This is a genomic window from Streptomyces sp. NPDC042346 (assembly GCF_055581845.1).
Map to the genome: position 1 here is coordinate 869,043 of NZ_JBVJEH010000003.1, position 25,195 is coordinate 894,237.

At 73.1% G+C, this 25,195-nt stretch carries 22 protein-coding genes and 1 pseudogene; 11 read left to right on the plus strand and 12 right to left on the minus strand.

The annotated features are described in order from the left end of the window. Nucleotides 1-198: 198 nt before the first annotated feature. The 4 genes from ACZ6K0_RS17595 to ACZ6K0_RS17610 all read right to left on the minus strand — a co-directional run bounded on the left by ACZ6K0_RS17595 (nucleotide 199) and on the right by ACZ6K0_RS17610 (nucleotide 5,986). Entirely contained in the window at nucleotides 199-822 is a 624-nt protein-coding gene (locus ACZ6K0_RS17595) for a GntR family transcriptional regulator (protein ID WP_150271015.1), read from the minus strand. A gap of 162 nt (nucleotides 823-984) precedes the next feature. Then, nucleotides 985-2,727 (minus strand): 2-oxoglutarate dehydrogenase, E2 component, dihydrolipoamide succinyltransferase, encoded by a 1,743-nt coding sequence (sucB, locus tag ACZ6K0_RS17600; RefSeq protein WP_469228397.1) that lies wholly within the window; start codon nucleotides 2,725-2,727, stop codon nucleotides 985-987. Between the two features lie 62 nt (nucleotides 2,728-2,789). Next, nucleotides 2,790-4,178 (minus strand): dihydrolipoyl dehydrogenase, encoded by a 1,389-nt coding sequence (gene lpdA, locus ACZ6K0_RS17605; RefSeq protein ID WP_376412808.1) that lies wholly within the window; start codon nucleotides 4,176-4,178, stop codon nucleotides 2,790-2,792. A gap of 299 nt (nucleotides 4,179-4,477) precedes the next feature. Beyond that, nucleotides 4,478-5,986: a leucyl aminopeptidase gene (locus ACZ6K0_RS17610; RefSeq protein WP_376395650.1), complete on the minus strand. Its 1,509-nt coding sequence runs from the start codon at nucleotides 5,984-5,986 to the stop codon at nucleotides 4,478-4,480. A gap of 315 nt (nucleotides 5,987-6,301) precedes the next feature. On the opposite strand from ACZ6K0_RS17610, the gene ACZ6K0_RS17615 reads away from it, so the two are divergent. From ACZ6K0_RS17615 to ACZ6K0_RS17635, 5 genes are read left to right on the plus strand one after another with little or no spacing between them, the layout of a single operon-like run. Beyond that, complete coding sequence (locus ACZ6K0_RS17615) at nucleotides 6,302-8,404, plus strand: hypothetical protein (RefSeq protein WP_469228395.1); 2,103 nt, start codon at nucleotides 6,302-6,304, stop codon at nucleotides 8,402-8,404. Nucleotides 8,405-8,430: 26 nt separating this feature from the next. After that, nucleotides 8,431-9,984, plus strand: a complete 1,554-nt coding sequence (gene pelF, locus ACZ6K0_RS17620; RefSeq protein WP_469228393.1) for a GT4 family glycosyltransferase PelF — start codon at nucleotides 8,431-8,433, stop codon at nucleotides 9,982-9,984. Continuing rightward, nucleotides 9,981-11,498: a hypothetical protein gene (locus ACZ6K0_RS17625; protein WP_469228391.1), complete on the plus strand. Its 1,518-nt coding sequence runs from the start codon at nucleotides 9,981-9,983 to the stop codon at nucleotides 11,496-11,498. The genes pelF and ACZ6K0_RS17625 overlap by 4 nt, the downstream gene beginning before the upstream one ends. 8 nt (nucleotides 11,499-11,506) lie before the next feature. Next, on the plus strand, nucleotides 11,507-12,124 hold the full coding sequence (locus ACZ6K0_RS17630; protein WP_469228390.1) for a spherulation-specific family 4 protein: 618 nt from the start codon (nucleotides 11,507-11,509) through the stop codon (nucleotides 12,122-12,124). After that, nucleotides 12,121-12,912 (plus strand): endo alpha-1,4 polygalactosaminidase, encoded by a 792-nt coding sequence (locus ACZ6K0_RS17635; RefSeq protein WP_376395636.1) that lies wholly within the window; start codon nucleotides 12,121-12,123, stop codon nucleotides 12,910-12,912. The genes ACZ6K0_RS17630 and ACZ6K0_RS17635 overlap by 4 nt, the downstream gene beginning before the upstream one ends. A gap of 25 nt (nucleotides 12,913-12,937) precedes the next feature. Here ACZ6K0_RS17635 and cobS read toward each other — a convergent pair whose 3' ends face one another. After that, nucleotides 12,938-13,744: an adenosylcobinamide-GDP ribazoletransferase gene (gene cobS / locus ACZ6K0_RS17640; RefSeq protein ID WP_469228388.1), complete on the minus strand. Its 807-nt coding sequence runs from the start codon at nucleotides 13,742-13,744 to the stop codon at nucleotides 12,938-12,940. Between the two features lie 25 nt (nucleotides 13,745-13,769). Between cobS and ACZ6K0_RS17645 the strand changes: the two genes are divergently transcribed. Beyond that, nucleotides 13,770-14,540 (plus strand): hypothetical protein, encoded by a 771-nt coding sequence (locus ACZ6K0_RS17645; protein WP_376395630.1) that lies wholly within the window; start codon nucleotides 13,770-13,772, stop codon nucleotides 14,538-14,540. On the opposite strand, the gene ACZ6K0_RS17650 is transcribed toward ACZ6K0_RS17645, so the two are convergent. The 4 genes from ACZ6K0_RS17650 to ACZ6K0_RS17665 all read right to left on the minus strand — a co-directional run bounded on the left by ACZ6K0_RS17650 (nucleotide 14,474) and on the right by ACZ6K0_RS17665 (nucleotide 19,390). Continuing rightward, nucleotides 14,474-15,190, minus strand: coding sequence for a hypothetical protein (locus ACZ6K0_RS17650; RefSeq protein ID WP_376395627.1), 717 nt, complete (start codon nucleotides 15,188-15,190; stop codon nucleotides 14,474-14,476). The genes ACZ6K0_RS17645 and ACZ6K0_RS17650 overlap by 67 nt on opposite strands. Beyond that, nucleotides 15,187-16,950 carry a phosphatidylglycerol lysyltransferase domain-containing protein gene (locus tag ACZ6K0_RS17655; protein ID WP_469228385.1) on the minus strand — a complete coding sequence of 588 codons (1,764 nt, stop codon included), beginning with the start codon at nucleotides 16,948-16,950 and terminating at the stop codon, nucleotides 15,187-15,189. The genes ACZ6K0_RS17650 and ACZ6K0_RS17655 overlap by 4 nt, the downstream gene beginning before the upstream one ends. 114 nt (nucleotides 16,951-17,064) lie before the next feature. Then, the gene (cobT, locus tag ACZ6K0_RS17660) at nucleotides 17,065-18,141 is read right to left on the minus strand and encodes a nicotinate-nucleotide--dimethylbenzimidazole phosphoribosyltransferase (protein WP_469228383.1); all 1,077 of its coding nucleotides are present in this window, start codon (nucleotides 18,139-18,141) and stop codon (nucleotides 17,065-17,067) included. A 46-nt stretch (nucleotides 18,142-18,187) separates the two neighbouring features. After that, complete coding sequence (locus tag ACZ6K0_RS17665) at nucleotides 18,188-19,390, minus strand: bifunctional adenosylcobinamide kinase/adenosylcobinamide-phosphate guanylyltransferase (RefSeq protein WP_376395618.1); 1,203 nt, start codon at nucleotides 19,388-19,390, stop codon at nucleotides 18,188-18,190. Between the two features lie 91 nt (nucleotides 19,391-19,481). Here ACZ6K0_RS17665 and ACZ6K0_RS17670 point away from each other — a divergent pair, with 91 nt between their 5' ends. Next, a complete protein-coding gene (locus ACZ6K0_RS17670) occupies nucleotides 19,482-19,688 on the plus strand; it encodes a hypothetical protein (protein ID WP_376395615.1) in 207 nt (68 codons plus the stop codon). A 226-nt stretch (nucleotides 19,689-19,914) separates the two neighbouring features. On the opposite strand, the pseudogene ACZ6K0_RS17675 reads toward ACZ6K0_RS17670, so the two are convergent. The 3 genes and pseudogenes from ACZ6K0_RS17675 to ACZ6K0_RS17685 all read right to left on the minus strand — a co-directional run. Beyond that, nucleotides 19,915-20,031, minus strand: a pseudogene (locus ACZ6K0_RS17675) (signal protein PDZ); the annotation flags it as partial. A gap of 144 nt (nucleotides 20,032-20,175) precedes the next feature. Beyond that, on the minus strand, nucleotides 20,176-20,952 hold the full coding sequence (locus ACZ6K0_RS17680; RefSeq protein WP_469228831.1) for a class I SAM-dependent methyltransferase: 777 nt from the start codon (nucleotides 20,950-20,952) through the stop codon (nucleotides 20,176-20,178). A 95-nt stretch (nucleotides 20,953-21,047) separates the two neighbouring features. Next, nucleotides 21,048-21,653 (minus strand): DUF3043 domain-containing protein, encoded by a 606-nt coding sequence (locus tag ACZ6K0_RS17685; protein WP_376395612.1) that lies wholly within the window; start codon nucleotides 21,651-21,653, stop codon nucleotides 21,048-21,050. Nucleotides 21,654-21,932: 279 nt separating this feature from the next. On the opposite strand from ACZ6K0_RS17685, the gene ACZ6K0_RS17690 reads away from it, so the two are divergent. The 4 genes from ACZ6K0_RS17690 (at nucleotide 21,933) to ACZ6K0_RS17705 (ending at nucleotide 25,096) form a co-directional block, all read left to right on the plus strand. After that, nucleotides 21,933-22,733 carry a PspA/IM30 family protein gene (locus ACZ6K0_RS17690; RefSeq protein ID WP_376395609.1) on the plus strand — a complete coding sequence of 267 codons (801 nt, stop codon included), beginning with the start codon at nucleotides 21,933-21,935 and terminating at the stop codon, nucleotides 22,731-22,733. A 30-nt stretch (nucleotides 22,734-22,763) separates the two neighbouring features. Beyond that, nucleotides 22,764-23,042 carry a PspA-associated protein PspAA gene (gene pspAA / locus ACZ6K0_RS17695; RefSeq protein WP_469228381.1) on the plus strand — a complete coding sequence of 93 codons (279 nt, stop codon included), beginning with the start codon at nucleotides 22,764-22,766 and terminating at the stop codon, nucleotides 23,040-23,042. 129 nt (nucleotides 23,043-23,171) lie between these two features. After that, nucleotides 23,172-24,410, plus strand: a complete 1,239-nt coding sequence (locus tag ACZ6K0_RS17700) for a sensor histidine kinase (protein ID WP_376395603.1) — start codon at nucleotides 23,172-23,174, stop codon at nucleotides 24,408-24,410. Then, nucleotides 24,407-25,096, plus strand: a complete 690-nt coding sequence (locus ACZ6K0_RS17705) for a response regulator (protein ID WP_376395601.1) — start codon at nucleotides 24,407-24,409, stop codon at nucleotides 25,094-25,096. Before ACZ6K0_RS17700 ends, ACZ6K0_RS17705 begins: the two co-directional genes overlap by 4 nt. Nucleotides 25,097-25,195 lie beyond the last annotated feature (99 nt).

Consider the following 25,195-nt stretch of genomic DNA (forward strand, 5'->3'; position numbering starts at 1 on the left):
ATCAAAGGGTTGAAGGGGAAAACCTCTTCAGATCGAGAAAGTCGGCACAGGGTGCCAGGCGCGAGGGCACCGGGTGCCTCGAATTTGCCTTGTTTTCGCCTTGTTCTCGCAGGTGGGAGCGGCTGTCTGAGGGCGTGCTCGCACGAATGAGCGGGCCCACCCGGGGGTGGACCCGCTCACTGTGCGTGACGTCAGGGGTCAGGCTCGGGGCGCGCAGCCCAGCACGTGGGCCTTCACGAGCGCACCGATGTTCGGGTCGCCCCGGCGGAAGGCCTCCACGAGCTCCTGGTGCTCCTCCGCGTACGACTTCTGGACCGTGCCCAGCCAGCGGATCGACAGGGCCGTGAAGACCTCGATGCCGAGCGTCTCCCAGGTGTGCAGCAGGACGCCGTTCCCCGCGGCCTTCACCAGCTCCCGGTGGAAGGCCACCGTGTGCCGCACCTGCGCCGTGCCGTCGGCGGTCGCGTCCGCCTCGTAGAGGGCCGCCACGTGCGGCTCCAGGGCCGAGCAGTCCGCCGCGAGCCGCCCGGCCGCCAGCTCGGCCGCGATCTGCTCCAGACCGGCCCGTACGGGGTAGCTCTCCTCCAGGTCGGCCGCGGTGAGATTGCGGACCCGGACGCCCTTGTTGGGCGCCGACTCGATCAGGCGCAGCGACTCCAGCTCGCGCAGGGCCTCGCGGACCGGGGTCTGACTGACCTCCAGCTCGGTCGCGATCCGGCGCTCCACGATGCGCTCGCCCGGCTTCCAGCGGCCGCTGACGATCCCCTCCACGATGTGCTCGCGGATCTGTTCGCGCAGCGAGTGGACGACGGGGACGGTCATGAAGGCTCCTCGGGGAGTGTTGACCCTTAGACAATACGGCGGCGCCCCCGTCCGGAAACACTTCCGGACGGGGGCGCCGCAGGTGAGGCTCGTTACGTTGCCGACCGGCGGGCCGGCCCTCACGTGGCCTCGCAGGGCCCTTCACGGGGGCCCGACGGGTCCTTACAGGCCGAGGTCGACCTCGAACTCGCCGGCCTCCAGGATCGCCTTGACGGCCGTCAGGTAACGGGCGGCGTCGGCGCCGTCCACCAGACGGTGGTCGTAGGACAGGGCGACGTACGTCATGTCGCGGACCGCGATCGTCTCACCCAGGTCCGGGTGGTTGATGACGACCGGACGGCGCACGGTGGCGCCGATGCCCAGGATGGCGACCTGGTTCGGGGGCACGATGATCGTGTCGAACAGCGCGCCGCGCGAACCGGTGTTGGAGATGGTGAAGGTCGCACCGGCCAGGTCGTCCGGGGTGATCTTGCTGGCGCGCACGGCGCCGGCCAGCTCCGCGGTCTTCTTCGAGATGCCGGCGATGTTGAGGTCGCCCGCACCCTTGATGACCGGGGTCATCAGACCCTTCTCGGAGTCCACCGCGATACCGATGTTCTCGGTGTCGAAGTAGGTGATCGTGCCCTCGTCCTCGTTGATCCGGGCGTTGATGACCGGGAAGGCCTTCAGCGCCTGGGCCGCCGCCTTGACGAAGAACGGCATCGGGGAGAGCTTGACGCCCTCACGAGCCGCGAACGCGTCCTTGGCGCGGGCGCGCAGCTTCATCAGCTTGGTGATGTCGACCTCGACGACCGAGGTCAGCTGGGCCTGGCCGTGCAGCGCCTTCATCATGTTGTCGCCGATGACCTTGCGCATGCGGGTCATCTTGACGGTCTGACCGCGCAGCGGGGAGACCGCGAGGGCCGGAGCCTTCGCGGCGGCCGGAGCGGCCGGAGCGGCGACGGGGGCGGCAGCGGCGGCCTTCTTGGCCTCGGCGGCCGCGAGGACGTCCTGCTTGCGGATGCGACCGCCGACGCCGGAGCCCTTGACGGCCGCCAGGTCGACACCGTTCTCGGTGGCGAGCTTGCGGACCAGCGGGGTCACGTACGCGCCGTCCTCGGCCGGAGCCGGGGCGACGGGGGTGACCAGGGCCGGAGCGATCGACGGGGCGGCCGGCGCGACCGGGGCCGGAGCGGCCACGGGAGCGGCCGGAGCCACCGGAGCGGGAGCCGCGACCGGGGCGGCCGGAGCCACCGGGGCCGGGGCCGCGACGGGGGCGGCCGGAGCCGGGGCAGCGGGGGCGGGGGCGGCCGGAGCGGCACCCGCGACGCCGATGACGGCCAGCTTGGCGCCGACCTCGGCGGACTCGTCCTCGGCGACGGTGATCTCCAGGAGGACACCCGAGACGGGGGCCGGGATCTCGGTGTCGACCTTGTCCGTGGAGACCTCGAGCAGCGGCTCGTCGGCCTCGACGGTCTCGCCGACCGACTTCAGCCAGCGGGTCACGGTGCCCTCGGTGACGGACTCGCCCAGCGCGGGCAGCACGACGTCGGTGCCGGCGGCACCGCCCGCCGGGGCGGCGGCGGGGGCCTCGGCGACCGGCGCCGGAGCGGCCGGAGCCTCGGCCACGGGGGCCGGGGCGGCGACGGGCTCGGCGGCCGGGGCCGGAGCCGCGGCCGGGGCGCCGGTGCCGTCGTCGATGATGGCCAGCTCGGCGCCGACCTCGACCGTCTCGTCCTCGGCGACCTTGATGGAGGCCAGGATGCCCGAGGCGGGGGCGGGGATCTCGGTGTCGACCTTGTCGGTCGAGACCTCGAGCAGCGGCTCGTCGGCCTCGACACGCTCACCCTCGGCCTTGAGCCAGCGGGTGACGGTGCCCTCGGTGACGCTCTCGCCGAGCGCCGGCAGGGTTACGGAAACCGACATGGTTTCAGTTGCTCCTAACGAATTGCGGAAAGTGGTCGTCGCGCCCTGTGATGACGTCAGCGTCAGTCGTGGGAGTGCAGAGGCTTGCCGGCCAGGGCCAGGTGGGCCTCGCCGAGCGCCTCGTTCTGCGTCGGGTGGGCGTGGATGAGCTGCGCGACCTCGGCCGGCAGCGCCTCCCAGTTGTAGATCAGCTGTGCTTCGCCGACCTGCTCGCCCATGCGGTCACCGACCATGTGGACGCCGACCACGGCACCGTCCTTGACCTGGACGAGCTTGATCTCGCCCGCGGTCTTGAGGATCTTGCTCTTGCCGTTGCCCGCGAGGTTGTACTTGAGGGCGACGACCTTGTCCGCGCCGTAGATCTCCTTGGCCTTGGCCTCGGTGATGCCGACGGAGGCGACCTCGGGGTGGCAGTACGTCACCCGCGGCACGCCGTCGTAGTCGATCGGCACGGCCTTCAGGCCGGCGAGACGCTCGGCGACGAGGATGCCCTCGGCGAAGCCGACGTGCGCGAGCTGGAGGGTCGGGACGAGGTCGCCCACGGCCGAGATCGTCGGCACGTTGGTACGCATGTACTCGTCGACCAGGACGTAGCCGCGGTCCATCGCGACGCCCTGCTCCTCGTAACCGAGGCCGGCGGAGACCGGGCCGCGGCCGATGGCGACGAGCAGCACCTCGGCCTCGAAGGTCTTGCCGTCGGCCAGCGTGACCTTGACACCGCTGTCGGTGTACTCGGCGGACTGGAAGAAGGTGCCGAGGTTGAACTTGATGCCGCGCTTGCGGAACGCGCGCTCAAGAAGCTTCGAGCTGTTCTCGTCCTCGACCGGGACGAGGTGCTTCATGCCCTCGATGACCGTCACGTCGGTCCCGAAGGACTTCCACGCCGAGGCGAACTCGACGCCGATGACGCCGCCGCCGAGGATGATCGCCGACTCCGGGACCCGGTCCAGGTTCAGCGCGTGGTCCGAGGTGATGATCCGGTTGCCGTCGATCTCCAGGCCGGGGAGCGACTTCGGCACGGAGCCGGTGGCCAGGAGCACGTGACGACCCTCGACGCGACGGCCGTCCACGTCGACGGAGGTCGGGGAGGACAGGTGACCGGTGCCCTCGATGTAGGTCACCTTGCGGGAGGCGACGAGACCCTGCAGACCCTTGTACAGGCCCGAGATCACGTCGTCCTTGTACTTGTGCACGCCCTTGATGTCGATGCCCTCGAAGGAGGCCTTGACACCGAACTGCTCCGCCTCGCGCGCCTGGTCGGCGACCTCGCCGGCGTGGAGCAGGGCCTTCGTCGGGATGCAGCCGTTGTGCAGGCAGGTGCCGCCGAGCTTGTTCTTCTCGATCAGTGCGACGTCCAGGCCCAGCTGCGCTCCGCGCAGCGCCGCGGCGTAACCGCCGCTACCGCCGCCGAGGATCACTAGGTCGAAAACGGTGCTGGCGTCGTTCGCCACGTCACGTCCTCCATGCATGTGCGCTCGTCGCCGGTCTTCGATGACCGGGCGGCGGCTGGTGTTCGGCCGCTTTATTTCGGCCCTGTGGTGGGGGCCCTGTCCTGCCGAGAACCCATCTTCGCACTTGTTGACGGATGGCGGGACGCGGGGCCGTGCTCTGAGACGGCCGATCGTCCGTACGGAGCGATCGCCGCAGCGTACGAACCTACGGATTTCGTCGCGAGCGAACAGTCGCTGAGAGCCGCGAACAGGGGCGGCCCCGGGCGCGAGGCCCGGGGCCGCCCCTGTCACGGGTGTGCTCAGAGCTCGCCGGCGGCGGTGAGCTCGGCCAGCTTCACCAGGGTGCGCACCGAGGAGCCGGTGCCGCCCTTCGGGGTGTACCCGTACGGGGCGCCCTCGTGGAAGGCCGGGCCCGCGATGTCCAGGTGGGCCCAGGTGATGCCCTCGCCCACGAACTCCTGGAGGAAGAGACCGGCGACCAGGCCGCCGCCCATCCGCTCGCCCATGTTGGCGATGTCGGCGGTGGGGGAGTCCATGCCCTTGCGCAGGTCCGCCGGGAGCGGCATCGGCCAGGACGCCTCGCCGACCTCCTCCGCGGCCTCGTGGATCGCGGTGCGGTAGTCGTCGTCGTTGGCCATGATGCCGAAGGTGCGGTTGCCCAGGGCCAGGACCATGGCGCCGGTCAGGGTCGCCACGTCGACGATCGCGTCCGGGTGCTCCTCCGAGGCCTTGGTCAGCGCGTCGGCGAGGACGAGCCGGCCCTCGGCGTCGGTGTTGAGGACCTCGACGGTCTTGCCGCTGTACATGCGCAGCACGTCACCCGGGCGGGTGGCGTTGCCGGACGGCATGTTCTCGGCGAGGGCGAGCCAGCCCGTGACGTTGACGGCGAGACCGATGCGGGACGCGGCGACGACGGCGGCGAACACGGCGGCGGCACCGCTCATGTCGCACTTCATCGTCTCGTTGTGGCCGGCCGGCTTCAGCGAGATGCCGCCGGAGTCGTAGGTGATGCCCTTGCCGACCAGGGCGAGGGTCTTCTCCGCCTTCGGGTGGGTGTAGGCGACGCGGACCAGGCGCGGGCCGCGGACGGCGCCCTTGCCGACGCCCAGGATGCCGCCGTAGCCGCCCTTGTCGAGCGCCTTCTCGTCGAGCACCTGCACCTTGAGGCCGTGCTCCTTGCCGGCGGCCGCGACGATGGCGGCGAACGACTCGGGGTAGAGGTCGTTCGGCGGCATGTTGATGAGGTCGCGGGAGCGGTTCATCTCCTCGGCGACGGCCAGGGCGCGCTCGACCGCGGCCTTGTAGGCCTTGTCGCGCGGCTTGGCGCCGAGCAGGGCGACCTCGGCCAGCGGCTTCTTCGCGTCCTTGGCGCTCTCCTGGTACGCGGTGTAGGCGTACGCGCCGAGCAGGGCGCCCTCCGCGACGGCGGCGGCGTCCTCGGCGGAGGAGATCGGCAGCGCGAAGGCGGCCTTCTTCGCGCCGGTCAGGGTGCGGGCGGCGGTGCCGGCGGCACGGCGCAGGGTCTCCGCGCCGAACGGCTCGCCGTCCTCGGGGGCGGTGCCCAGGCCGACGGCCAGGACGACGGGGGCCTTGAGACCGGCGGGCGCGGGCAGCTTCGTCGCCTCACCCTCGGAACCCGAGGCGCCCAGGGTCTCCAGGACGGCGGCGAGCCGCCCGTCGAAGGCCTTGTCGACGGCCTCGCCGCCCGGGGCGACGACGAGCGTCTTCCCGGACTTGGCGACGCCGACCACGAGGGCGTCGGCGCGCAGCGTCGCCGCACCGGCAGTGCTGAGAGTGAGAGCAGTCACGGTGGTGAATTCTCGCTTCCATTGAGTTCTGTGGCGGTCGAGGGATGGGCCGACCGTGCCCGCCGCATCGTATTTCGGCCCGGAGAGCGCCGAGAACGAGCCTACGCTCGCTCACCGCGTTCGCTCACGGCGGCAGTGATTCACTCATCCGTGGTGTCTCTTTCATGTTTACCGTTCAGGGTCGGAGAGCTCGTCCACACTCGCCTCATTCCCGCAAGGGTGACGCTCGCGCCTTTGCATCATCTGCATCATCTCCACAGGTCCCGCCGGTCCGGCCTCGGCCCGGGACGGGCCTGCAGAGGGGGGACACCACCGATGGACTCCGGCCGAATCCGCACGCCCAGAACCGCCCGCCGCACCTCGTCCCGCACCGCCCCGCGCCCCGCGCCCCGCACCGCGCGCGTCGCCGTGCTCGCCGCCGCCGCGCTGCTCGCCACCGTCGTGCCGTCCGCACAGGCGGTGGCCGCCCCGGCGCCCCGCGTCGACCTGACGGTCCTCGTCGTCGACGACGGCGGCAGCGCCGTCGAGGCCATCACCGCCGAGCTGAAGGGCTCCGGCGTCCCGTACCGCAGGATCGACCTCAACGACCCGAACCGTCCGGTCCTCGACCCGGCCTTCCTCAGCGACACGCTCGACGGGCGCCCCCGCGCCAAGTACCAGGGCGTCGTCCTGCCCCACGAGAGCGCCTTCGGCCCCGACTCCGCCGAGCACACCGCGCTCCAGGCGTACGAGCGGACCTTCGGGATCCCGCAGGTCGACGCCTACACCTGGTCGCACCCCGGCGTCGGCCTCGACTACACCAACGAGGGCGGCTGGTCCGGCGTCCTCGACGGGACCACGGCCGGCGTCACCGCCGCGGGGAAGACGGGCCCCTTCCGCTACCTCGCGGGCGCGCTCACCTTCGAGGACAACGACCCGGCGATCGCCGAGAGTTACGGCTACGCGGGCCGCCCCCGCGCCGGCTTCACCAGCTACGTCGACATCCCCGTCACGGGCGGCGGCCGGGCCAGCCTCATCGGCGAGTACACCGCCGACGGGCGCCGCGAGCTCGTCGTCACCTTCGCCTACAACCAGTACCAGCGGCAGTTCCGGGCCCTCGCGCGCGGCATCGTCGAATGGCTCACCCAGGGCGTCCACCTCGGTCAGAGCCGCAACTACCTCTCCGTCCACGTCGACGACGTCTTCGCCCCCGACGCCCGCTGGGACCCCGCGCTCAACTGCACCCCCGGCGACTTCGACTGCGTCGAGGACGACGGCGAGGGCGTCGACCCCATCAGGATGACCGCCGCCGACGCCCAGTACGCCGCCGCCTGGCAGAAGGCCTCCGGCTTCACCCTCGACATGGTCTACAACGGCGGCCAGGGCGAGCAGTGGAAGACCGAGCACGGCGGCACCGACCCGCTCACCACGCAGCTCGTCGCGGACCGCGCCCAGTACCGGTGGATCAACCACACCTACACCCACCCCTTCCTCGGCTGCGTCCAGGACAACACCACCGTCCCCTGGCGGTGCGCCAAGGACCTCGCCGGCAACACCCTCTGGGTCAGCCGCTCCGAGCTCTCCGGCCAGATCAGGAACAACCACAACTGGGCCGTCGGCAAGGGCATCTCCGTCGACCGCTCCGAACTCGTCACCGGCGAGCACTCCGGTCTGAAGACCCTGCCCCAGCAGCCCGCCGACAACCCGAACCTTTCCGGCGCCCTCGCCGACAACGGCGTGAAATGGACCGCGAGCGACAACTCCCGCGAACCGCAGCAGCGTTCCGTCGGCACGGGGAGCAGCGCCGCGAAGACCGTGCCCCGCCACCCCATGAACGTGTACTACAACGTGGGCACCGCCGCCGAGATGACCGACGAGTACAACTGGATCTACACCTCCCGCGCCGACGGCGGCAGCGGCGCCTGCGAGGACAACCCCCTCTCCACCTGCCTGCCCGCCCCGCTCCCCACCACCACCGGATACGCCGGGCGGATCGTCCCGCAGGAGGCCCGCACGGCCCTCTCCCACGTCCTGGGCAACGACCCCCGGCCGCACTACGTCCACCAGTCCAACCTGGCCGAGGAACGGCTCCTCTACCCCGTACTCGACCGCGTACTGTCCGACTACCGGGCCCTGTTCGCACCCAGCGCACCCCTGGTGAACCCGGCCCAGAGGGACGTCGGTACGGAGCTGAACCGCCGCGCCGCCTGGGACCAGGCGATCGCCGCCGGAAAGGTCACCGCCTACCGCATCGGCACCACGGTCACCGTCAAGGCCCCGGCCGGCCTCACCGCGCCCGTCACCGCGCCCGAGGGCACCCGCAAGCAGGCCCTGCTCGGCTCGACCGTCTTCGGCTCGGCCTACGCGGGCACCCGCTCGGCCTGGACCGCGCCCGAACTGCTCCAGACCGCCGTCACGCTCACGCTCCCGACCGCCTGACCAGCACGTCCTGGGGGGAAACGCACATGCCGAGCAGTGGCCGTCATGTCACCATGCTCACCGAAGGCACCTATCCACATGTCCACGGCGGCGTCAGCACCTGGTGCGACCAGCTCGTCCGCGGCATGCCGGAGGTCGACTTCGAGATCCTCGCCCTCACCGGCAGCGGCCGTGAACCCGTCACCTGGGAGCTGCCGCCCAACATCACCCGGCACACCGCGTTCCCCCTCTGGGGCCACCCGCAGGGGCCGGCCGCGCCCGGCTTGTTCGCCGGAGCGCGCCGGTCCCTGCGGGGGCGTGAACGCCGCCGCTTCCTCGACGCGTACGAACGCCTGCTCCTCGCCCTCCTCGACCCGGAGGCGGGCTGCGACTTCGGCACGAGCCTGTACGAACTGGCCGAACTGGCCCGGCAGGGACGGCTGACCTCCGCCCTGCGCTCCGAACCGGCCCTGCGCTCCCTGATGTGGATCTGGACCATGCCGCACCTGCCGACGCTTGCGGCCCGGCCCACCGTCCACGACGCGCTCACCGCCACCGACCTGCTGGAACACGCCCTGCGCCCGCTCGCCGCCCGGATAGCCACCGGCAGCGTGGCCCACGCCGTCTCCAGCGGCCTCGCCACGCTGCCGGCCCTCGCCGCGCAGCACTTCGAAGGGGTGCCCTTCCTGCTCACCGAACACGGCATCTACCTCCGCGAGCGCTACCTCGGCTACCGCACCGACGCGCAGCGCTGGCCCGTCAAGGCCCTCATGCTCGGCTTCTACCGCGAGCTCAACACGCTCGGCTACCGCAAGGCCGACCTCATCACCCCCTGCAACCAGTACAACCGGCGCTGGGAGGAGCGCGGCGGCGCCCCCGCCGACCGCATCCGCACCGTCTACAACGGCGTCGACCCGGCCCTCTTCCCCGAGGCCGGACCGGAACCCGAGACCCCCACCCTCAGCTGGTGCGGGCGGGTCGACCCCATCAAGGACCTGGAGACCCTGATCCGGGCCTACGCGATCAGCCGCGCCGAACTCCCCGAGCTGCGGCTGCGGTTGTTCGGCCCGGTCCCCGCCGGGAACGAGGACTACCGCACCCGCCTGGAGAAGCTCGCCGCCGAGCTGGGCGTCACCGACGGGATCACCTTCGAGGGCCGCGTCTCCGAGGTGCCGCGCGCCTACGCGGCCGGCAGCGTCGTCATGCTCTCCTCCATCAGCGAGGGCTTCCCCTTCTCCCTCATCGAGGCCATGTCCTGCGGCCGGGCCACCGTGTCGACGGACGTCGGAGGCGTACGGGAGGCCGTCGGCGACGCCGGGATCGTCGTCCCGCCCCGCGAACCGGCCGTCATGGCCGCCGCCGTCACCGAACTGCTCCGGGACGGGGCCCGGCGCGCCGAACTCGGCCGCCTGGCACGGCAGCGGGTCATCGACCGGTTCACCCTGAACCGCTCCGTGGACGGCTTCCGCCAGATCTACCGCGAACTGGCCGGCGAACGCCCGGCCCCCCGCCCCCGCCTCGACCCGAAGGCCTGGACGATCCGCCTCCCCGCCCCCCGCCGCACCCCGACCGTCCTCGTCGCAGGAGGCACCCCGGCATGAGCGGCTCCCTCTGGCTGAAACCGCCGACCGCGGAGACCCCGCTCCCGGCGATCCCCCGCCCCCGACGCGAGGGCTCCACGGCCCTCCGGGCCGACGCCCCGTCCGCCCCCGCCCGTGCCGGCGACGCCCCGTCCGTCCCCGCCCGTGCCGACGACGCACCCGCCGACGACGCTCCCGCCGACGACGGCCTCGCCGTCGACCCCCTCGACGCACTCGCCGAGCGGCTGGACGCGTTCGTCGCCGTCGCCGTGCACCCGGACGAGATCGCCGCGCTCCTCGAATCCGACGGCATGACCGACGACCACATACGCCTCACCTACGGCCGCGCCGACTCCTTCGCCCTCGCCGAGGACCTCTACGCGCGCGGGGAACGCCGCCACCCCGCACCGGAGGCGCCGCCCACCGGGCCCTGGCACGGCGAACTCGCCGGCTGTCTCCTGCGCGGGCTCGTCTTCGCCCTGCCCGGCCTCGCGTACGTCCTCGCCGCACCCCTCCTCGCCGGCGAGCCCGGCCGGTTCGGGCTCCCCGGCGGAACGATCCCGCTCCTCGCCGGGGCCGTCACCGGCTGGGTCTGGAACCAGACCCTGTCCCACCGCGCGTACACCTGGCTCGGCCTCGGCGACCGGCCCGCCGCCGCCCGGACCCTGCTCACCGGCGCCCCGGCGGGCGCCCTCGCCGGATCCGCCGTCGCGTTCGCGGTCGCGGGACCCGGCGAGCTCCCGGCGGCCCTGTTCGCCGCCGGCCAGTCGCTCTACCTCGCCGCCGCGACCGTCCTCCTGGTCCTCGGCCGCGAACGGGCCCTGCTCCGCGCCCTGCTGCCGCTCGCCGGAGCCGTCCCCGCCTTCCGCTGGGACCTGCCCGACCTCCTGCGGGCCGGGCTCCTCCTCGCCTCGCTCACCGCCGCCGTCGCGTGCGCGGCGCTCGTGCTCCGGCCGGGCGTGCGGCGCGGGGCGGCGGGCCGGGGCGGGCCGCCGCGCGCCGCCTCCGTCCCGTACGGACTCTTCGGCCTCGGCAGCGGACTGCTCGTCCTGCGCGCCGGCATCGGGGACGACCTGGTGAGCGGCGCGGGGGCGGTCGTCGCGCTGACCCTCTCCATGGGGCCTGCCGAGTGGCTGCTGCACCGCTTCCGGGGCGAGAGCCTGGCCCGGCTGCGGACCCTCACCACGGCCCGCGAGTTCCGCAGGGCGGTCACCGGCACCCTCGTCCTCTGCCTCGGCGGCTACCTCACCGTCCTCGTCGGCCTCACCCTCGCCGCGACCCTGGCCTGGCCCGGGGCGCCCTGGCCGACGCTCCCGCGCCTCGCCTCGCTGCTCGTGATCGGGACCGTGCTCTGGCTGGGGCTGCTGCTCCAGGCCTTCGGCGCGGTGGGGAGCGCGGCGGCCGTGTGCCTGATCGCGGCGGCCGCGCAGACCGCCGTGCCCGCGGCGGGCCCGGCGGCGACCGGGGGAGCGGCGGCGCTGCTCGCCGTCCTCACCTGTGTTCTGCTGGTACGACCGACCGCCCACCGCGCGTAGGGGGGACCATGACGCCCTGCCTCCTGGTGCCGTACTACGAGCACCCCGCCGACCGCCCCGAGGCCTGGTCGGCCCTCGTCGCCGCCGCGCCCTCCCTCCACGGCGTCGTCCTCAACCCGGCGAGCGGCGCGGGCGAGGCGCCCGACCCCGCGTTCGCCGAGGCGGCGGCGCGGCTGCGGGAGGCCGGCGTGCGCGTCCTCGGGTACGTCGACACCGCCTACGGCCGCCGCCCGCACGCCGAGGTCGTCACCGAACTGCTCCGACACCGCGACTGGTACGGCGCCGACGGGACCTTCCTCGACCAGGTGACGACCGCACCCGGCGGACTCGCCCACTACCGGCGGATCGCGGTCGCGGCCCGGGCCGCCGGGGCCGCGACGCTCGTCCTCAACCACGGCGCCCACCCGGACCCGGGATACGAGGAGTTCGCCGACCTCCTCGTCACCTTCGAGGGCCCCTGGGACACGTACCGGACGCTCGACCTCCCCATCGCCCCGCACTACTGCCACCTCGTCTACGCGGCCCCGCCCGGGGTCCGCCCGGCCACCCCCGTGCACTGCGCGGTCCCCGGCACGGGCGCGCACCCCTGGGGCACCCTGCCGCACCTCCTGGAGCCCGCCCGATGAGACGTCTGCTGCCCCTGCTCGCGGGCCTGTTGCTCCTGGCCACGGCCTGTACGACGGCCCCCCAACCCGACCCGAAGCCCTCGCCGGACGACCGCTGGCGGCCGAAGCCCGGCCTGGCCTGGCAGTGGCAGCTCAGCGGCCGTCTCGATCCGACGGTCGACGTCCCGGTGTACGACATCGACGGCTTCGACCACCCGGCGTCCACGGTCAAGGACCTGCACGCCCGCGGCCGCAAGGTCATCTGCTACCTCTCCACCGGCGCCTGGGAGGAGTTCCGCCCGGACGCCGCCCGCTTCCCGAAGTCCGTCCTCGGCAAGGGCAACGGCTGGGAGGGCGAGCGCTGGCTCGACATCCGCCGTACCGACGTCCTCGAACCCCTCATGGCGAAGCGGCTCGACATGTGCCGGGACAAGGGCTTCGACGCCGTCGAACCCGACAACATGGACGGCTACAAGAACCGCACCGGCTTCCCGCTCACCGCCGCCGACCAGCTCCGCTACAACCGCCTCGTCGCCCGTCTGGCCCACGACCGGGGTCTCGCGGTGGGCCTCAAGAACGACCTGGACCAGATCCCGAGGCTGCTCCCTGACTTCGACTTCGCGGTCAACGAACAGTGCGCCGAGTACGACGAATGCGGCCGCCTGGCCCCGTTCGTGGCGGCGGGCAAGGCGGTCTTCCACGTCGAGTACGAACGGGAGACCGGCGACTTCTGCCCCCAGGCCCGGAAGCTGGGCCTCAGCTCGATGCAGAAGCGGTACGAGCTGGGCGTCTGGCGCAAGCCCTGCTAGCCCGTGTCCGGGCCTGCCCGGCGGCTCACCCCAGGGTGAGCGCCACCAGCGCCACCGTCGCCGCCGTCTCCTCCACCGCGCCGAACACGTCGCCCGTCACCCCGCCGAAGCGCCGCACGCACCGGCGCAGCAGCAGCGCCGCCGCGCCCAGGCCCGCGCCGGCCGCCAGGACGTTCCGTACCGCGTCGTAAGGGGAGAGGAGGAGGCCCGCGCCCGCGCACGCCACCAGGACGAGCGCGGTCGAGAGGGTCGCCGAGCGGACCGGGACCGTCGCCGCGACGATCGCGCCGAGGCCCTCGGGGCGGGCCGCGGGGACGCCCTGGCGGGAGGCGTGGGTGAGGGCGAGGCGGGCGACGGTCGCGGCGAGGGCGGCGGCGACCGTGCCGTGCGCCCAGCCCTCCTCGTACAGCCGGGCGAGCGCGGCGATCTGGGCCAGCAGGACGAGGAGCATCGTGATGACGCCGAACGGGCCGATGTCCGACTGCTTCATGATGCGCAGCGCGTCCTCGGCGGGCTTGGCGCTGCCGAGGCCGTCCGCCGTGTCCGCGAGGCCGTCGAGGTGGAGGCCCCGGGTGAGCACGGCGGGGACGGCGGTGGTGACGACGGCCGCGAGCAGCGGCCCCGAGCCGAGCAGCAGGAACGTCCCGCCGAGCGCGGCGGAGGTGAGGCCGACGACGAGGCCGGCGAGCGGGGCGCAGAGCATGCCGGCGCGCGCCGCGTCCCGGTCCCAGCGGGTGATGCGGGCGGGGAGCACCGTGAGGGTGCCGAAGGCGAAACGCAGGCCGTCCATCCGGGCAGGGTAATCGCCGCCCCCGGACGGTAGATTACGCATAACGCTCATATCGGAACGGGGTGGCATGGGTCACTGGTTCACCCGGAACATCGTCGAGCCGGGGAAGCTCCCGACGCTGCTCGCTCTGACCTCGTTCGTCCTGACATTCCTGGTCACCCGGACCATCACCCGGCTCATCAGGGCGGGGAAGGGCCCCTTCAAGAACGTCTCCTCCGGGGGGCTCCACATCCATCACGTCGTGCCCGGTGTCGTCCTCACCGTCATCGGCGGCTTCGGCGCGGTGGGCAGCGGCCGGCACGGCTTCGGCGCGGGGCTCTTCGCCGTCGTCTTCGGGATCGGCGCGGGGCTCGTCCTCGACGAGTTCGCGCTGATCCTCCACCTCGACGACGTGTACTGGACGGACGAGGGCCGCAAGAGCGTCGAGGTGGTCGTGCTCACCGCGGCCCTCGTCGGCCTCGCCCTGAGCGGCTTCTCCCCGCTCGGCGTGGACGACATGACCGCCGACGAACGCCAGGACCGGGCCACGTTCCTGCTCACCCTGGCGGTGAACTTCCTCTTCGTCCTGATCGCCCTGGTGAAGGGGAAGTTCCGGATGGCCGTGATCGGCACCCTGGTCCCGCCCGTGGCGATCGTCGGGGCCGTCCGCCTGGCCCGCCCCGGCTCCTGGTGGTCCCGCCGCTTCTACGGGCGCCGGCACAAGGCCCGCGCCCGCTCCCGCATTCGTACGTACCGCCACGACAAGCGCTGGACCAAGGTGCGGCGCCGTTTTCAGGACCTGATCGGCGGCTTCCAGGAACGGGTCCCGGGCCGGAGCTCCAACCCGCCGCCATCCTGACGCCGCTCCCGCAAGGCCTCGATCCCGATGAGCACGAGGACGCCCGCGATGGCGGCCAGATGCTCCTTGCCCGCCAGATTCGGCTTGACGAACACCTCGACGACCATGGCGACGACCACCGCGCCCCCGGTCCACCACGCCCGGTAGCGCCAGCAGACGTAGACGGCGAGACCCACGACGGCCGCCGACGGGCCGGTGTCGACCACCTGCGCGTCCGAGGCCGGAAGACCGAACGGGGTGCCCGGTCCGAGGGCGATGGCCACCCGCGCGTACAGCGTCCCGCAGAGCGTGGCCAGATAGGCGACGGCGAGCGTCCGCCACCGCCCGAGACAGATCTCGGCGATCCCGAACACCAGCAGGACCTGCGCCAGGGCGCCCCAGACGGGCAGGTCGAGCGCGGGGACGAAGAGCGAGAGCGGGGTCCGCAGCAGGGCGAGCCACAGGGGGTCCTCGGCTCGCACGGACCCGATGTCCTGGACCGGCTGGTAGCCCCAGTCCTGGTTCTGCACGAGCTGGAAGAGGCCCGTCAGACAGACGGCGGCCAGCGTCATCGGGACCGCACGCCACCTCCGTACGACGAGCGCCGTCCGTACGGTGCCGAACAGCGGGCCCCACTCGCGGCGAGCGAAACGCGTGACCGAGCCGCTCAACGCCCACTCTCCAGATGCTTGCGGTGCAGCCACTTCGGCAGCCCGGGGGCTTCGAGGAAGCCCTCGGCCCGGCCGGCGGCGAGGCCGATGCGCAGCAGATCGGCGCTCTTCTCGAAGAGCATGAATCGGGGCTCCCAGATCGGTCGGTACTTGGCGTTGGCGCGGTACAGCGACTCGATCTGCCACCAGCGGGAGAAGAAGCTGAGCAGGGAACGCCACATGCGCAGCACGGGTCCCGCCCCGAGCTTCGAGCCGCGTTCGAAGACGGAGCGGAACATCGCGAAGTTGAGCGAGACCTGAGTGATCCCGATCTCCTTGGCCCGCTGGAGGAGCTCGATGACCATGAACTCCATCAGGCCGTTCTCGGAGTCCCGGTCACGGCGCATCAGGTCGAGCGAGAGGCCCTTCGGGCCCCACGGCACGAAGGACAGCACGGCCCGCAGCGCCCCCTGCCCGTCCGTGCACTCCAGCATCACGCAGCGCCCGTCGTGCGGGTCCCCGAGCCGCCCGAGGGCCATCGAGAAGCCCCGCTCGGTCGCCCCGTCCCGCCAGTCGTCGGCCTTGCGGAGCAGCTCGTCCATCTCCTCGCCCGGGATGTCCTCGTGGCGCCGGATGCGGACCTCGTAGCCGGCCCGCTTGACCCGGTTGAAGGCCTGCCGGACCGTCCGCATGGCCCGGCCGTCCAGGGTGAACTCGTCGGTCTCCACGATCGCCTCGTCGCCCAGCTCCAGGGCGTCCAGGCCGTGCCGGGCGTAGATGACCCCGGCCTCCTCGCTCGCGCCCATCACGGCCGGGATCCAGCCGTGCTCGCGGGCCTCCGCGAGCCAGGGCTCGATGGCGCCGGGCCAGGCCTCGGGGTCGCCGATCGGGTCGCCGGAGGCGAGGGAGACCCCGCCGACCACCCGGTAGGCGATGGCGGCCTTCTCGCTCGGCGACCACACGACGCTCTTCTCGCGGCGCAGCGCGAAGTAGCCGAGCGAGTCGCGGTCCCCGTGCTTGTCGAGGAGGATCCGCAGCCGGTCCTCGTCCTCCTGGGTCAGCGGGTCGACGGCCCGCCGGGCGCGGAAGGCGGCGAAGAGCACCGCGAAGAGCAGCAGCGTGGAGAGGACGTTGATGGTGACGTCGACCCAGCCGGGCGTGGTGATCCCGGCGAAGCGCGAGTCGTCGCTGGCCAGGGTCACCAGACGCATCACGCCGTACCGCCAGCGCTCCAGGAAGGTGGAGGGGGCGGTGGAGGTGTTGGTGACGGTGACCAGGACGGCGGCGAGCAGCGAGGTGACGAGCAGTCCGCCGACCGCGACGATCGCGGCGAGCAGCGGGTTGGAGCGGTCGCCCTTCGCGTAGAACTCCTTGCGGCCGAGCAGCAGCGCGAGGACGAAGGCGGCGGTCAGGGCGAGCGAGATCCAGTTCTGCGTGTGCTGCCGGATCTCCGGGAAGACCATCACGACGGCGAACAGCAGCAGGAACAGGCCGCCGAGCACCATGTTGAGGATCCACGCGGCCCGCTTGCGGCGGCGCATGGTGATCGCCAGGAAGAGCGTGAAGACGCCCGAGGCGAAGCCCGCGGTGAGCATGTACGGGGTGAAGTAGTTGTCCTCGTTGTGGCGGCGCAGGTCCTGTCCGAACGAGACCCAGACGGCGCTGAGGAAGTTGATGAACGTGACGGCGCGCAGGTACCAGACGGCGAACGCGGCGCTGCGCCGCGAACGGACGGTGGAGCCTCGGGGCGCTGCTTCGGCGGACAAACGGACCTCTCCCATGAAAAGCGATCATATGGGGCATCGCTTGTCGTGCGGAGACGCCGGAGGCGGCCACGCGCGCGTCGCGCGTGGCCGCCCCGGAGTCGGACGATCCGTCTTTCCCGCTTCTCCCCGTCAGACCTCGGAGGAGCCCTCGCCGTCCGGAGTGGTCGGATCCGGTCGCTCGGGCAGCTCCGCGGCGAAGGCCGCCGCGGCCTGGACGAGGGGAAGCGCGAGCAATGCCCCGGTTCCCTCACCCACATGGACGCCGTGGTCGAGCAGAGGGTTGAGCGCCATCCTGTCCAAAGCCTTCGCCTGCGCCGGCTCCCCGCTCACCTGACCCGCCAGCCACCAGTCCGGCGCGCGGAACGCCGCCCGCTGCGCCACCAGCGCACAGGCCGCTCCGACCACCCCGTCCAGGATCACCGGCATCCGCCGCACCGAGGCCTGGAGCAGGAAGCCCGTCATCGCCGCGAGGTCCGCGCCGCCGACCGCCGCGAGCAGCTCCAGCTGGTCGCCGAGCACCGGCCGGGCCCGCCGCAGCGCGTCCCGGATCGCCGCGCACTTGCGCATCCACGCCAGGTCGTCGATCCCGGCGCCGCCCCGGCCCGTCACCACGGAGGCGTCCGTCCCGCACAGCGCCGCGATCAGCGTCGACGCCGGGGTCGTACCGCCCACGCTCAGATCCCCGAGCACCACCAGATCGGTGCCCGAGTCCGCCTCCTCGTCGGCGATCGCGATGCCGAGCCGGACCGCCGCCTCGGTCTCCTCGACCGTCAGCGCGTTCTCCACGTCGATCCGGCCGCTGCCGCGCCGCACCCGGTGGCGCACCACCTCGGCCGGCAGCAGCTCCGGCTCGCAGTCCAGACCGGCGTCCACGACCCGTACCGGCACGTTCGTCGAGCGGGCCAGGACGGCGATCGGGCTCGCCCCGTCCAGGACCGCGCGCACCAGCTCGTGCGCGGTGCCGGGCGCGCGGCCCGACACGTCGAGCGAGGCCACCCCGTGGTCGCCCGCGAAGAGCACCACCTTCGGCGCCTCGATCGCGCGCACCTTGACCGAGGCCTGCGCGGCCGACAGCCACTCACCGAGCTCGTCGAGCCGCCCGAGCGCCCCCGGCGGCACGGCCAGCCGCTCACGGCGCTCCTCGGCGTCACGCCGGATACCGCCGTCGGGGCGCTCGATCAGATCGGAGAAGTCGTCCAGGTTCACCAGTTCCGCCTTGTGACAATCAGCGAGGGCCTTCGGTGGGGGAACCCTACCCGCGCAGCACCAGCGCCTGACCGGCGACCACGAGGAGGACCTCCTCGCACTCCTCGGCGAAGGCCGCGTTCAGCCGGCCCAGCTCGTCCCGGAACCGACGCCCCGACGCCGTGCCCGGCACCACCCCCGAGCCGACCTCGTTCGTCACGGCGACGACCGTGCGGCGCGTGGCCCGCACCGCCGCGACCAGCTCCGCCGTCCGCTCCCGCAGCGCCGTCTGCCCGCCGTCCGCCCACCGCTCGTCGTCCCAGGCGCCCACCCGGTCCATGGCGTCCGTCAGCCACAGCGACAGACAGTCGATCAGGAGCGCGGGACCGTCCTCGGCGAGCAGCGGTACGAGGTCACACGTCTCGGCGGTACGCCACGCACCCGGCCGCCGCTCCCGGTGCAGCCCCACCCGCTCCGCCCAGTCCGGGTCGCCCTCCCGGGTCCCGCCCGTCGCCACGTAGAGCACCTCGGGGAAGGTCTCCAGACGCCGCTCGGCCTCCACGGACTTCCCCGACCGGGCCCCGCCGGTCACCAGCGTCCGCCGGGGCACGTCCGGCACCTCGTGGTACTCGCCCACGTACAGCGTCGTCCCGTCCGGCACCGCCCGCGCGCCCGCCGCCGCCAGCCGCCGGTCCAGCGCCGCCCCCGTCGGCACGTCGTGGTCCAGATGGACCGCGATCACCTCGGTGGCCGGGCCGACCGCCCCGGTCGCCCGCAGCCGCGCCAGCGCGTCCGGACGGCCCGTCACATCGGCGACGACCATGTCGTACGGCGCGCCGTGGTCCTCCGGAAGCCCCGCGGGAGCCCCGCCCGGCGGCAGGTAGAGCAGCCGCTCGCCGTCCGCGGAGGTCACCTCGTACCCCGTGCCGGGGGAGTCCATCGGCACCGCCCGCACCCGGTGCCCGCTGATCAGCGTCAACTCCCGGCCGTCCGGCACCCTTCCGGCCGTCGGCAGCCCGGCGGGCACCTCCACGGCCGGCCCGTCGTGCGGATGCGTGAGCAGCACCTGCCGCACGCCCACGAGCGAATGGCCCGAACGGGCCGCCGCGAGCGCGGCCCCCGGGGTGAGATCGAGCAGCAGGGCCCCGTCCACGAGCAGCGCGGTCGCGGCCCGGGCCCGGGTACCGCGGGAGAGCGCGCAGACGGCGCAGGGGCAGTCGGGGCGGGGGAGCCCGAGGGGGGCGCCGGTGCCGAGCAGAGTCAGTTCCACCCTCAGATCCTCCCGCGCCACCGCGAGGCGTGCGCGCCCGGCTACGCTGCGGGCAGGAAACCGATCATCCGGTGAGCGCCTGGAGGCGGACATGGCATGGACGTGGCGGTTCGAGAAGTCCGACGGCACGGAGGTCGAGCCGGTGGTGGCTCCCGAGGAGTTCACCACCCAGGGCGACGCCGAGAGCTGGATCGGGGAGCACTGGCGTGACCTCCTGGGCGGCGGCGCGGACCAGGTGACGCTCTCGGAGGACGGCGCCAAGATCTACGGCCCGATGCCCCTGGACGCGGAGGGCTAGGACCTGTCGGCACGGGGGTGGGGGGGGGGGGGGGGGGGGGCGGCCCCCCCCCCCCCGGCCCCGGGGGGGGGGGGGGGGGGGGCCCCCCCCGGCCGGGGGGGGGGGGGGCGCGGGCGCGGGGGGGGGGGGGGGGGGGGGGGGGCGGGGGGGGGGGGGGGGGGGGGGGGGGGGGCGGGGGGGGGGGGGGGGGGGGGGCCCCCCCCCCCCCCCCCCCCACCCCCTCGGCCGTGACCTTGAAGGTCTTCTCCTGGCCGACCACGTGCGCGTTGGTGACGACGTGCCCCTTGCCGTCGTGGACGACCCCGGAGCCGAGGCTGCTCGCCGCGTCGATCCGGACGACCGCAGACCCCGGCGGTCAGCGGGAGGAGGAGCCGTCGGCCACGGGATACGTCCATGTCCGGAGTATCGGCGCGCCCCCGGCACCGGGCCCGGCGAGCGCATCCGATCAGGTACGGGCGCTCACCAGGGAGCCGGGATCCGGCGGGGCTCAGCCCCGTACGCCGCACAGGTGCAGAAGTGCCGCGATCCGCCGGTACGGCTCCGTGCGGCCCGCCCGGTCCTCGGCGGCGAGCAGCCGGTCCAGCTCCTCGGCGGCCGGCAGGCCCGTCTCGGCCGGGATGCCGTCCGTGAAGACCCGCACCCCGTACCAGGCGTGCAGCGGCGCCGCGATCCCCGCGAGCGTCGCCGTCAGCGCGTCCAGCCGGTCGGCCCGCACCTTCACGCCGTTGTCGTCGGTGTAGACATCGCTGTCGAAGCCCGCGAGGGCCCCGGACCAGTCACCGGCGAGCCCCGGGCGCATCGCGAGGGCCTCCCCGTTCCGTACGACCAGGGAGAGCAGGCCACCGGGGGCCAGCATCCGGGCCAGACCCGCGAGCAGGGCGTCCGGCTCGTCCGCGTACATGAGCACGCCGTGGCAGAGGACCACGTCGAAGCTGCCGGGCAGGAAGTGGACGCCGGTCTCGCGGCCGTCGCCCTCGATCATGCGGACCCGCTCGCGGATCCCGGCGGGCTCCGTCGCCAGCGACTCGCGCGCCGCCTTCAGCAGCTCGGGGTCGGCCTCCAGGCCGGTCACGGTGTGCCCGGCGCGGGCCAGGCGCAGCGCCTGCGTGCCCTGTCCCATGCCCGCGTCGAGGATCCGCAGCCGCTGCCCCACGGGGTAGCGCGCGGATATCTGCTCGTCGAGCTGGCGCGCGATGACCTCCTGCCGGATGGTGTCGCGCAGCCCGCCGTGCCCGGCGGGCCAGTGCGCGACGGCGGGCAGCACGGCGCCGCCCGTCGCCGACGCGTCCACGCCGAAGGCGCGATCATCGAGGGCCCGCTCGTCGAAAGCGTGCCCGCCGAGGCCCGAGCTGTCGGCGCTCAGGGCCGCTCTCCGCGCTTGACCTGCGGCTTCGGCAGCCGCAGTCGGCGCATCTGGAGCGTACGCATGAGGCCGTAGGCCACGGCGCCGCGCTTCGGCTCGTTCGGGAAGCGCTCGTTCAGCTGCTTCCGCAGGCGGAGCCAGATGCCGACCGAGTCGATCACGATCAGGATGATCACGCCGAGCCAGAGCAGCAGCGAGATGTTCTGCAGCGACCGGTTGGCGTTCCCGAAGAGCGACAGCACGAGGATCACCACGGCCATCGGCAGGAAGAACTCGGCGATCGCGAAGCGCGAGTCGACGAAGTCGCGCACGAACTTGCGCACCGGGCCCTTGTCGCGGGCCGGCAGATAACGCTCGTCACCGCTCGCCAGCGCCTCGCGCTGCCGGGCCAGGTCCGAGCGACGCGCCTCGCGCTGGCGCTTGGAAGCCTCCTTGCGGTCGGTCGGCACCGTCGCGGCGCGCCGACGCTGGGTCTGCGCTTCGCTCCGCTTCGGTGTCGGGCGGCCCTTCGGGGCCTCGGGGTCGCGGGGCTGAGTGGTGGAAGGGTCCGCCGTCACCTTGTCGGTGGGGGCCTTCTCGTCCTTCGAACGGCTACGGAACACAAAACCCAAGGGTACGGGGTGGTGGGCATGGACCCCAGCCCGGGCGGGAACGATCCGCTAACGGACTGCGTCTACGGCGGTAAGCACGGAGGACGCGCGGGTTTCCCGGGCCACCCCCTAGATCCATCTACACCCTGGGCGGGAGGAAGGCCGCGCACAGTCGTCCTTGGGGAGGAGCGCATCCCGCTCCGAACAGTGCGGTAATGGATGCAGGGCCCGTACTGTGGACCTGTTGGAGAGCTGGAGCCGTAGTCCGTCAGAAGGGGGCGCGCGAAGCCCATGAGCGGTGTCATGAAGCGTATGGGGATGATCTTCCGCGCGAAGGCGAACAAGGCCCTTGACCGGGCCGAGGATCCGCGCGAGACGCTCGATTACTCCTACCAGAAGCAGCTGGAGCTGCTGCAGAAGGTGCGGCGCGGCGTGGCCGACGTCGCCACCTCCCGCAAGCGGCTCGAACTCCAGCTGAACCAGTTGCAGGGCCAGTCCGCCAAGCTGGAGGACCAGGGCCGCAAGGCCCTCGCCCTCGGCCGCGAGGACCTGGCGCGCGAGGCGCTGTCCCGGCGGGCCGCGCTCCAGCAGCAGGTCAGCGACCTGGAGGTGCAGCACCAGACCTTGCAGGGCGAGGAGGAGAAGCTGACGCTCGCGTCGCAGCGCCTCCAGGCCAAGGTCGACGCCTTCCGTACGAAGAAGGAGACGATCAAGGCGACCTACACGGCCGCCCAGGCCCAGACCCGGATCGCCGAGTCGTTCTCCGGCATCTCGGAGGAGATGAGCGACGTCGGTCTCGCGATCCAGCGGGCCGAGGACAAGACCGCCCAGCTCCAGGCGCGCGCGGGCGCGATCGACGAGCTGCTCGCCTCGGGCGCCCTCGACGACCAGTCCGGGCTCGCCAAGGACGACATCCAGGCGGAGCTGGACCGGCTCTCGGGCGGTACGGACGTCGAGCTGGAGCTCCAGCGGATGAAGGCCGAGCTGGCCGGAGGTCCGTCGGCGCAGCAGCAGGCGCTCGAAGGCGGCGGCGAGGCCGCGCCGCAGGACCGTACCCAGCAGCAGCAGTCCCACCCGCGCTTCGAGAAGTAGGCGTAAGCCAGGCGACAGACAGGACGCGTCATGATCGTACGGATCATGGGGGAGGGCCAGTGGAAGCTGGCCGACAGCCACCTCGTGGAGCTGAACAGGCTCGACGACGAGCTGCTCGACGAGATGGAGTCGGGGGACACCGAGGGCTTCCGCCGCACACTGGGCGCCCTGCTCGACGCCGTCCGCCGGCTCGGCGAGCCACTCCCGGACGACGCCCTGGAGCCCTCCGAGCTGATCCTCCCGGCCCCGGACGCGGGCCTGGACGAGGTCCGCGAGATGCTCGCCGACGACGGCCTCATCCCAGGCTGACACCCACGAAGACCACCGGTGTCCCCTCGCCCCCACCGGGGCGGGGGGACACCGCGCTTTCCCCCTCGTCCCGGCGGCGGAGCCCCGCGCTTTCCCCTCGTCGCCGCTTTCCCCGTACCGTTCCTCGACGTGACCCCCACCGGCCCCGCCACCGGCACCCTCTACGCCCGCCTCCGCGACTGGTTCCGTGCGCACCCGCTCGCCTTCGACGCGACGATCGCGTGCGGCACGCTGCTGTGCATGGTCGCCGGGTCCTTCACCAGCCCGCACGGCAGTCCCGAGGGGCCGACCTTCGGCGACCACCCGCCCGACGTGTGGAGCGTGCTGATCATGGTCGCGGGGGCCGCCGCGCTGGTGCTGCGCCGCCGCAGGCCCTTCGCCGTGCTCTGCTTCACGGTCACGATCTGCCTGTTCGAGCTGATCAACGACAACCGGCCCGCCCCCATCGCCATGAGCGCCGTCGTCGCGCTCTACACGGTCGCCTCCCGCACCGATCGCCCCACCACCTGGCGCGTCGGACTCGTCACGATGGCGATGCTCACCGCCGCCGCCATGATCTTCGGCCCGACCGACTGGTACGCGCAGGAGAACCTCGGCGTCTTCGCCTGGACCGGCATGGCGGCAGCCGCCGGGGACGCCGTCCGCAGCCGCCGGGCCTTCGTCGACGCCATACGCGAGCGCGCCGAGCGGGCCGAGCGCACCCGCGAGGAGGAGGCCGGCCGCCGGGTCGCCGAGGAGCGGCTGCGGATCGCCCGCGACCTCCACGACGTCGTGGCCCACCACATCGCCCTGGTGAACGTCCAGGCCGGCGTCGCCGCCCACGTCATGGACAAGCGCCCCGACCAGGCCAAGGAGGCCCTCGCGCACGTCCGCGAGGCCAGCCGCTCCGCCCTCGACGAGCTCCGCGCCACCGTCGGGCTCCTGCGCCAGTCCGGCGACCCCGAGGCGCCCACCGAGCCCGCTCCCGGTCTCGCCGTCCTCGACGGACTCCTCGACAGCTTCCGCAAGGCCGGCCTCCCCGTCGCCCTGGCCCGCACCGACGGCGACCGGCCCCTGCCCGGGACCGTCGACCTGGCCGCGTACCGGATCGTGCAGGAGGCCCTCACCAATGTGCGCAAGCACGCGGGACCGGACGCCGAGGCGGAGGTGAGCGTCGTCAGGGTGGGCCGTACGGTCGAGATCACCGTCCTCGACAACGGCGCCCCGCAGCCCGGGACCGCCATCGACTCCGGCGGCCACGGCCTCCTCGGCATGCGCGAGCGGGTCAGCGCCCTCGGCGGCAGCCTGACCGCCGCACCCCGCTACGGCGGCGGCTTCCGGGTGCAGGCGATACTGCCCGTGACGACCCGTACGGGGGAGGACGCATGACGATCCGGGTACTGCTCGCCGACGACCAGGCCCTGCTCCGCAGCGCCTTCAAGGTCCTGGTCGACTCCGAGGCGGACATGGAGGTGGTCGGCGAGGCCGCCGACGGCGCCCAGGCCGTCGAGCTGGCCCGCGCCGAGCGGCCGGACGTCGTCCTCATGGACATCCGGATGCCGGGCACGGACGGCCTCGCGGCGACCCGCGCGATCACCGCCGACCCCGAGCTCGCCGCCGTCCGCATCGTCATGCTCACCACCTTCGAGGTCGACGAGTACGTCGTGCAGTCGCTGCGCGCCGGGGCCTCCGGCTTCCTCGGCAAGGGCGCCGAACCGGAGGAGCTGCTCGGCGCGATCCGGATCGCCCACGGCGGCGAGGCCCTCCTCTCCCCGGCCGCCACCAAGGGACTGATCGCCACCTTCCTCGCGCAGGGCGGCGGGCTCGAACCCCTGACGGCCGGCGACCGCACCTACTCCGAGCGGCTCGCCGCGCTCACCGCCCGGGAGCGCGAGGTCCTCGTCCTCGTCGGCGGCGGCCTCTCCAACGACGAGATCGCCGAGCGCCTCGACGTCAGCCCGCTCACCGTGAAGACGCATGTCAACCGGACCATGGCCAAGCTCGGCGCCCGCGACCGGGCCCAGCTGGTGGTCACCGCGTACGAATCGGGTCTGGTACGCCCGAGGGTGGAGTGACCGGGGGCTCCGGCGTACTCCAGGCGCGGTATGCGGGGCATAAGGATGTGGACCCGAGGGCCGAGGATTTCCCGGCGCCGATGGCGGATCGTGTAGGCG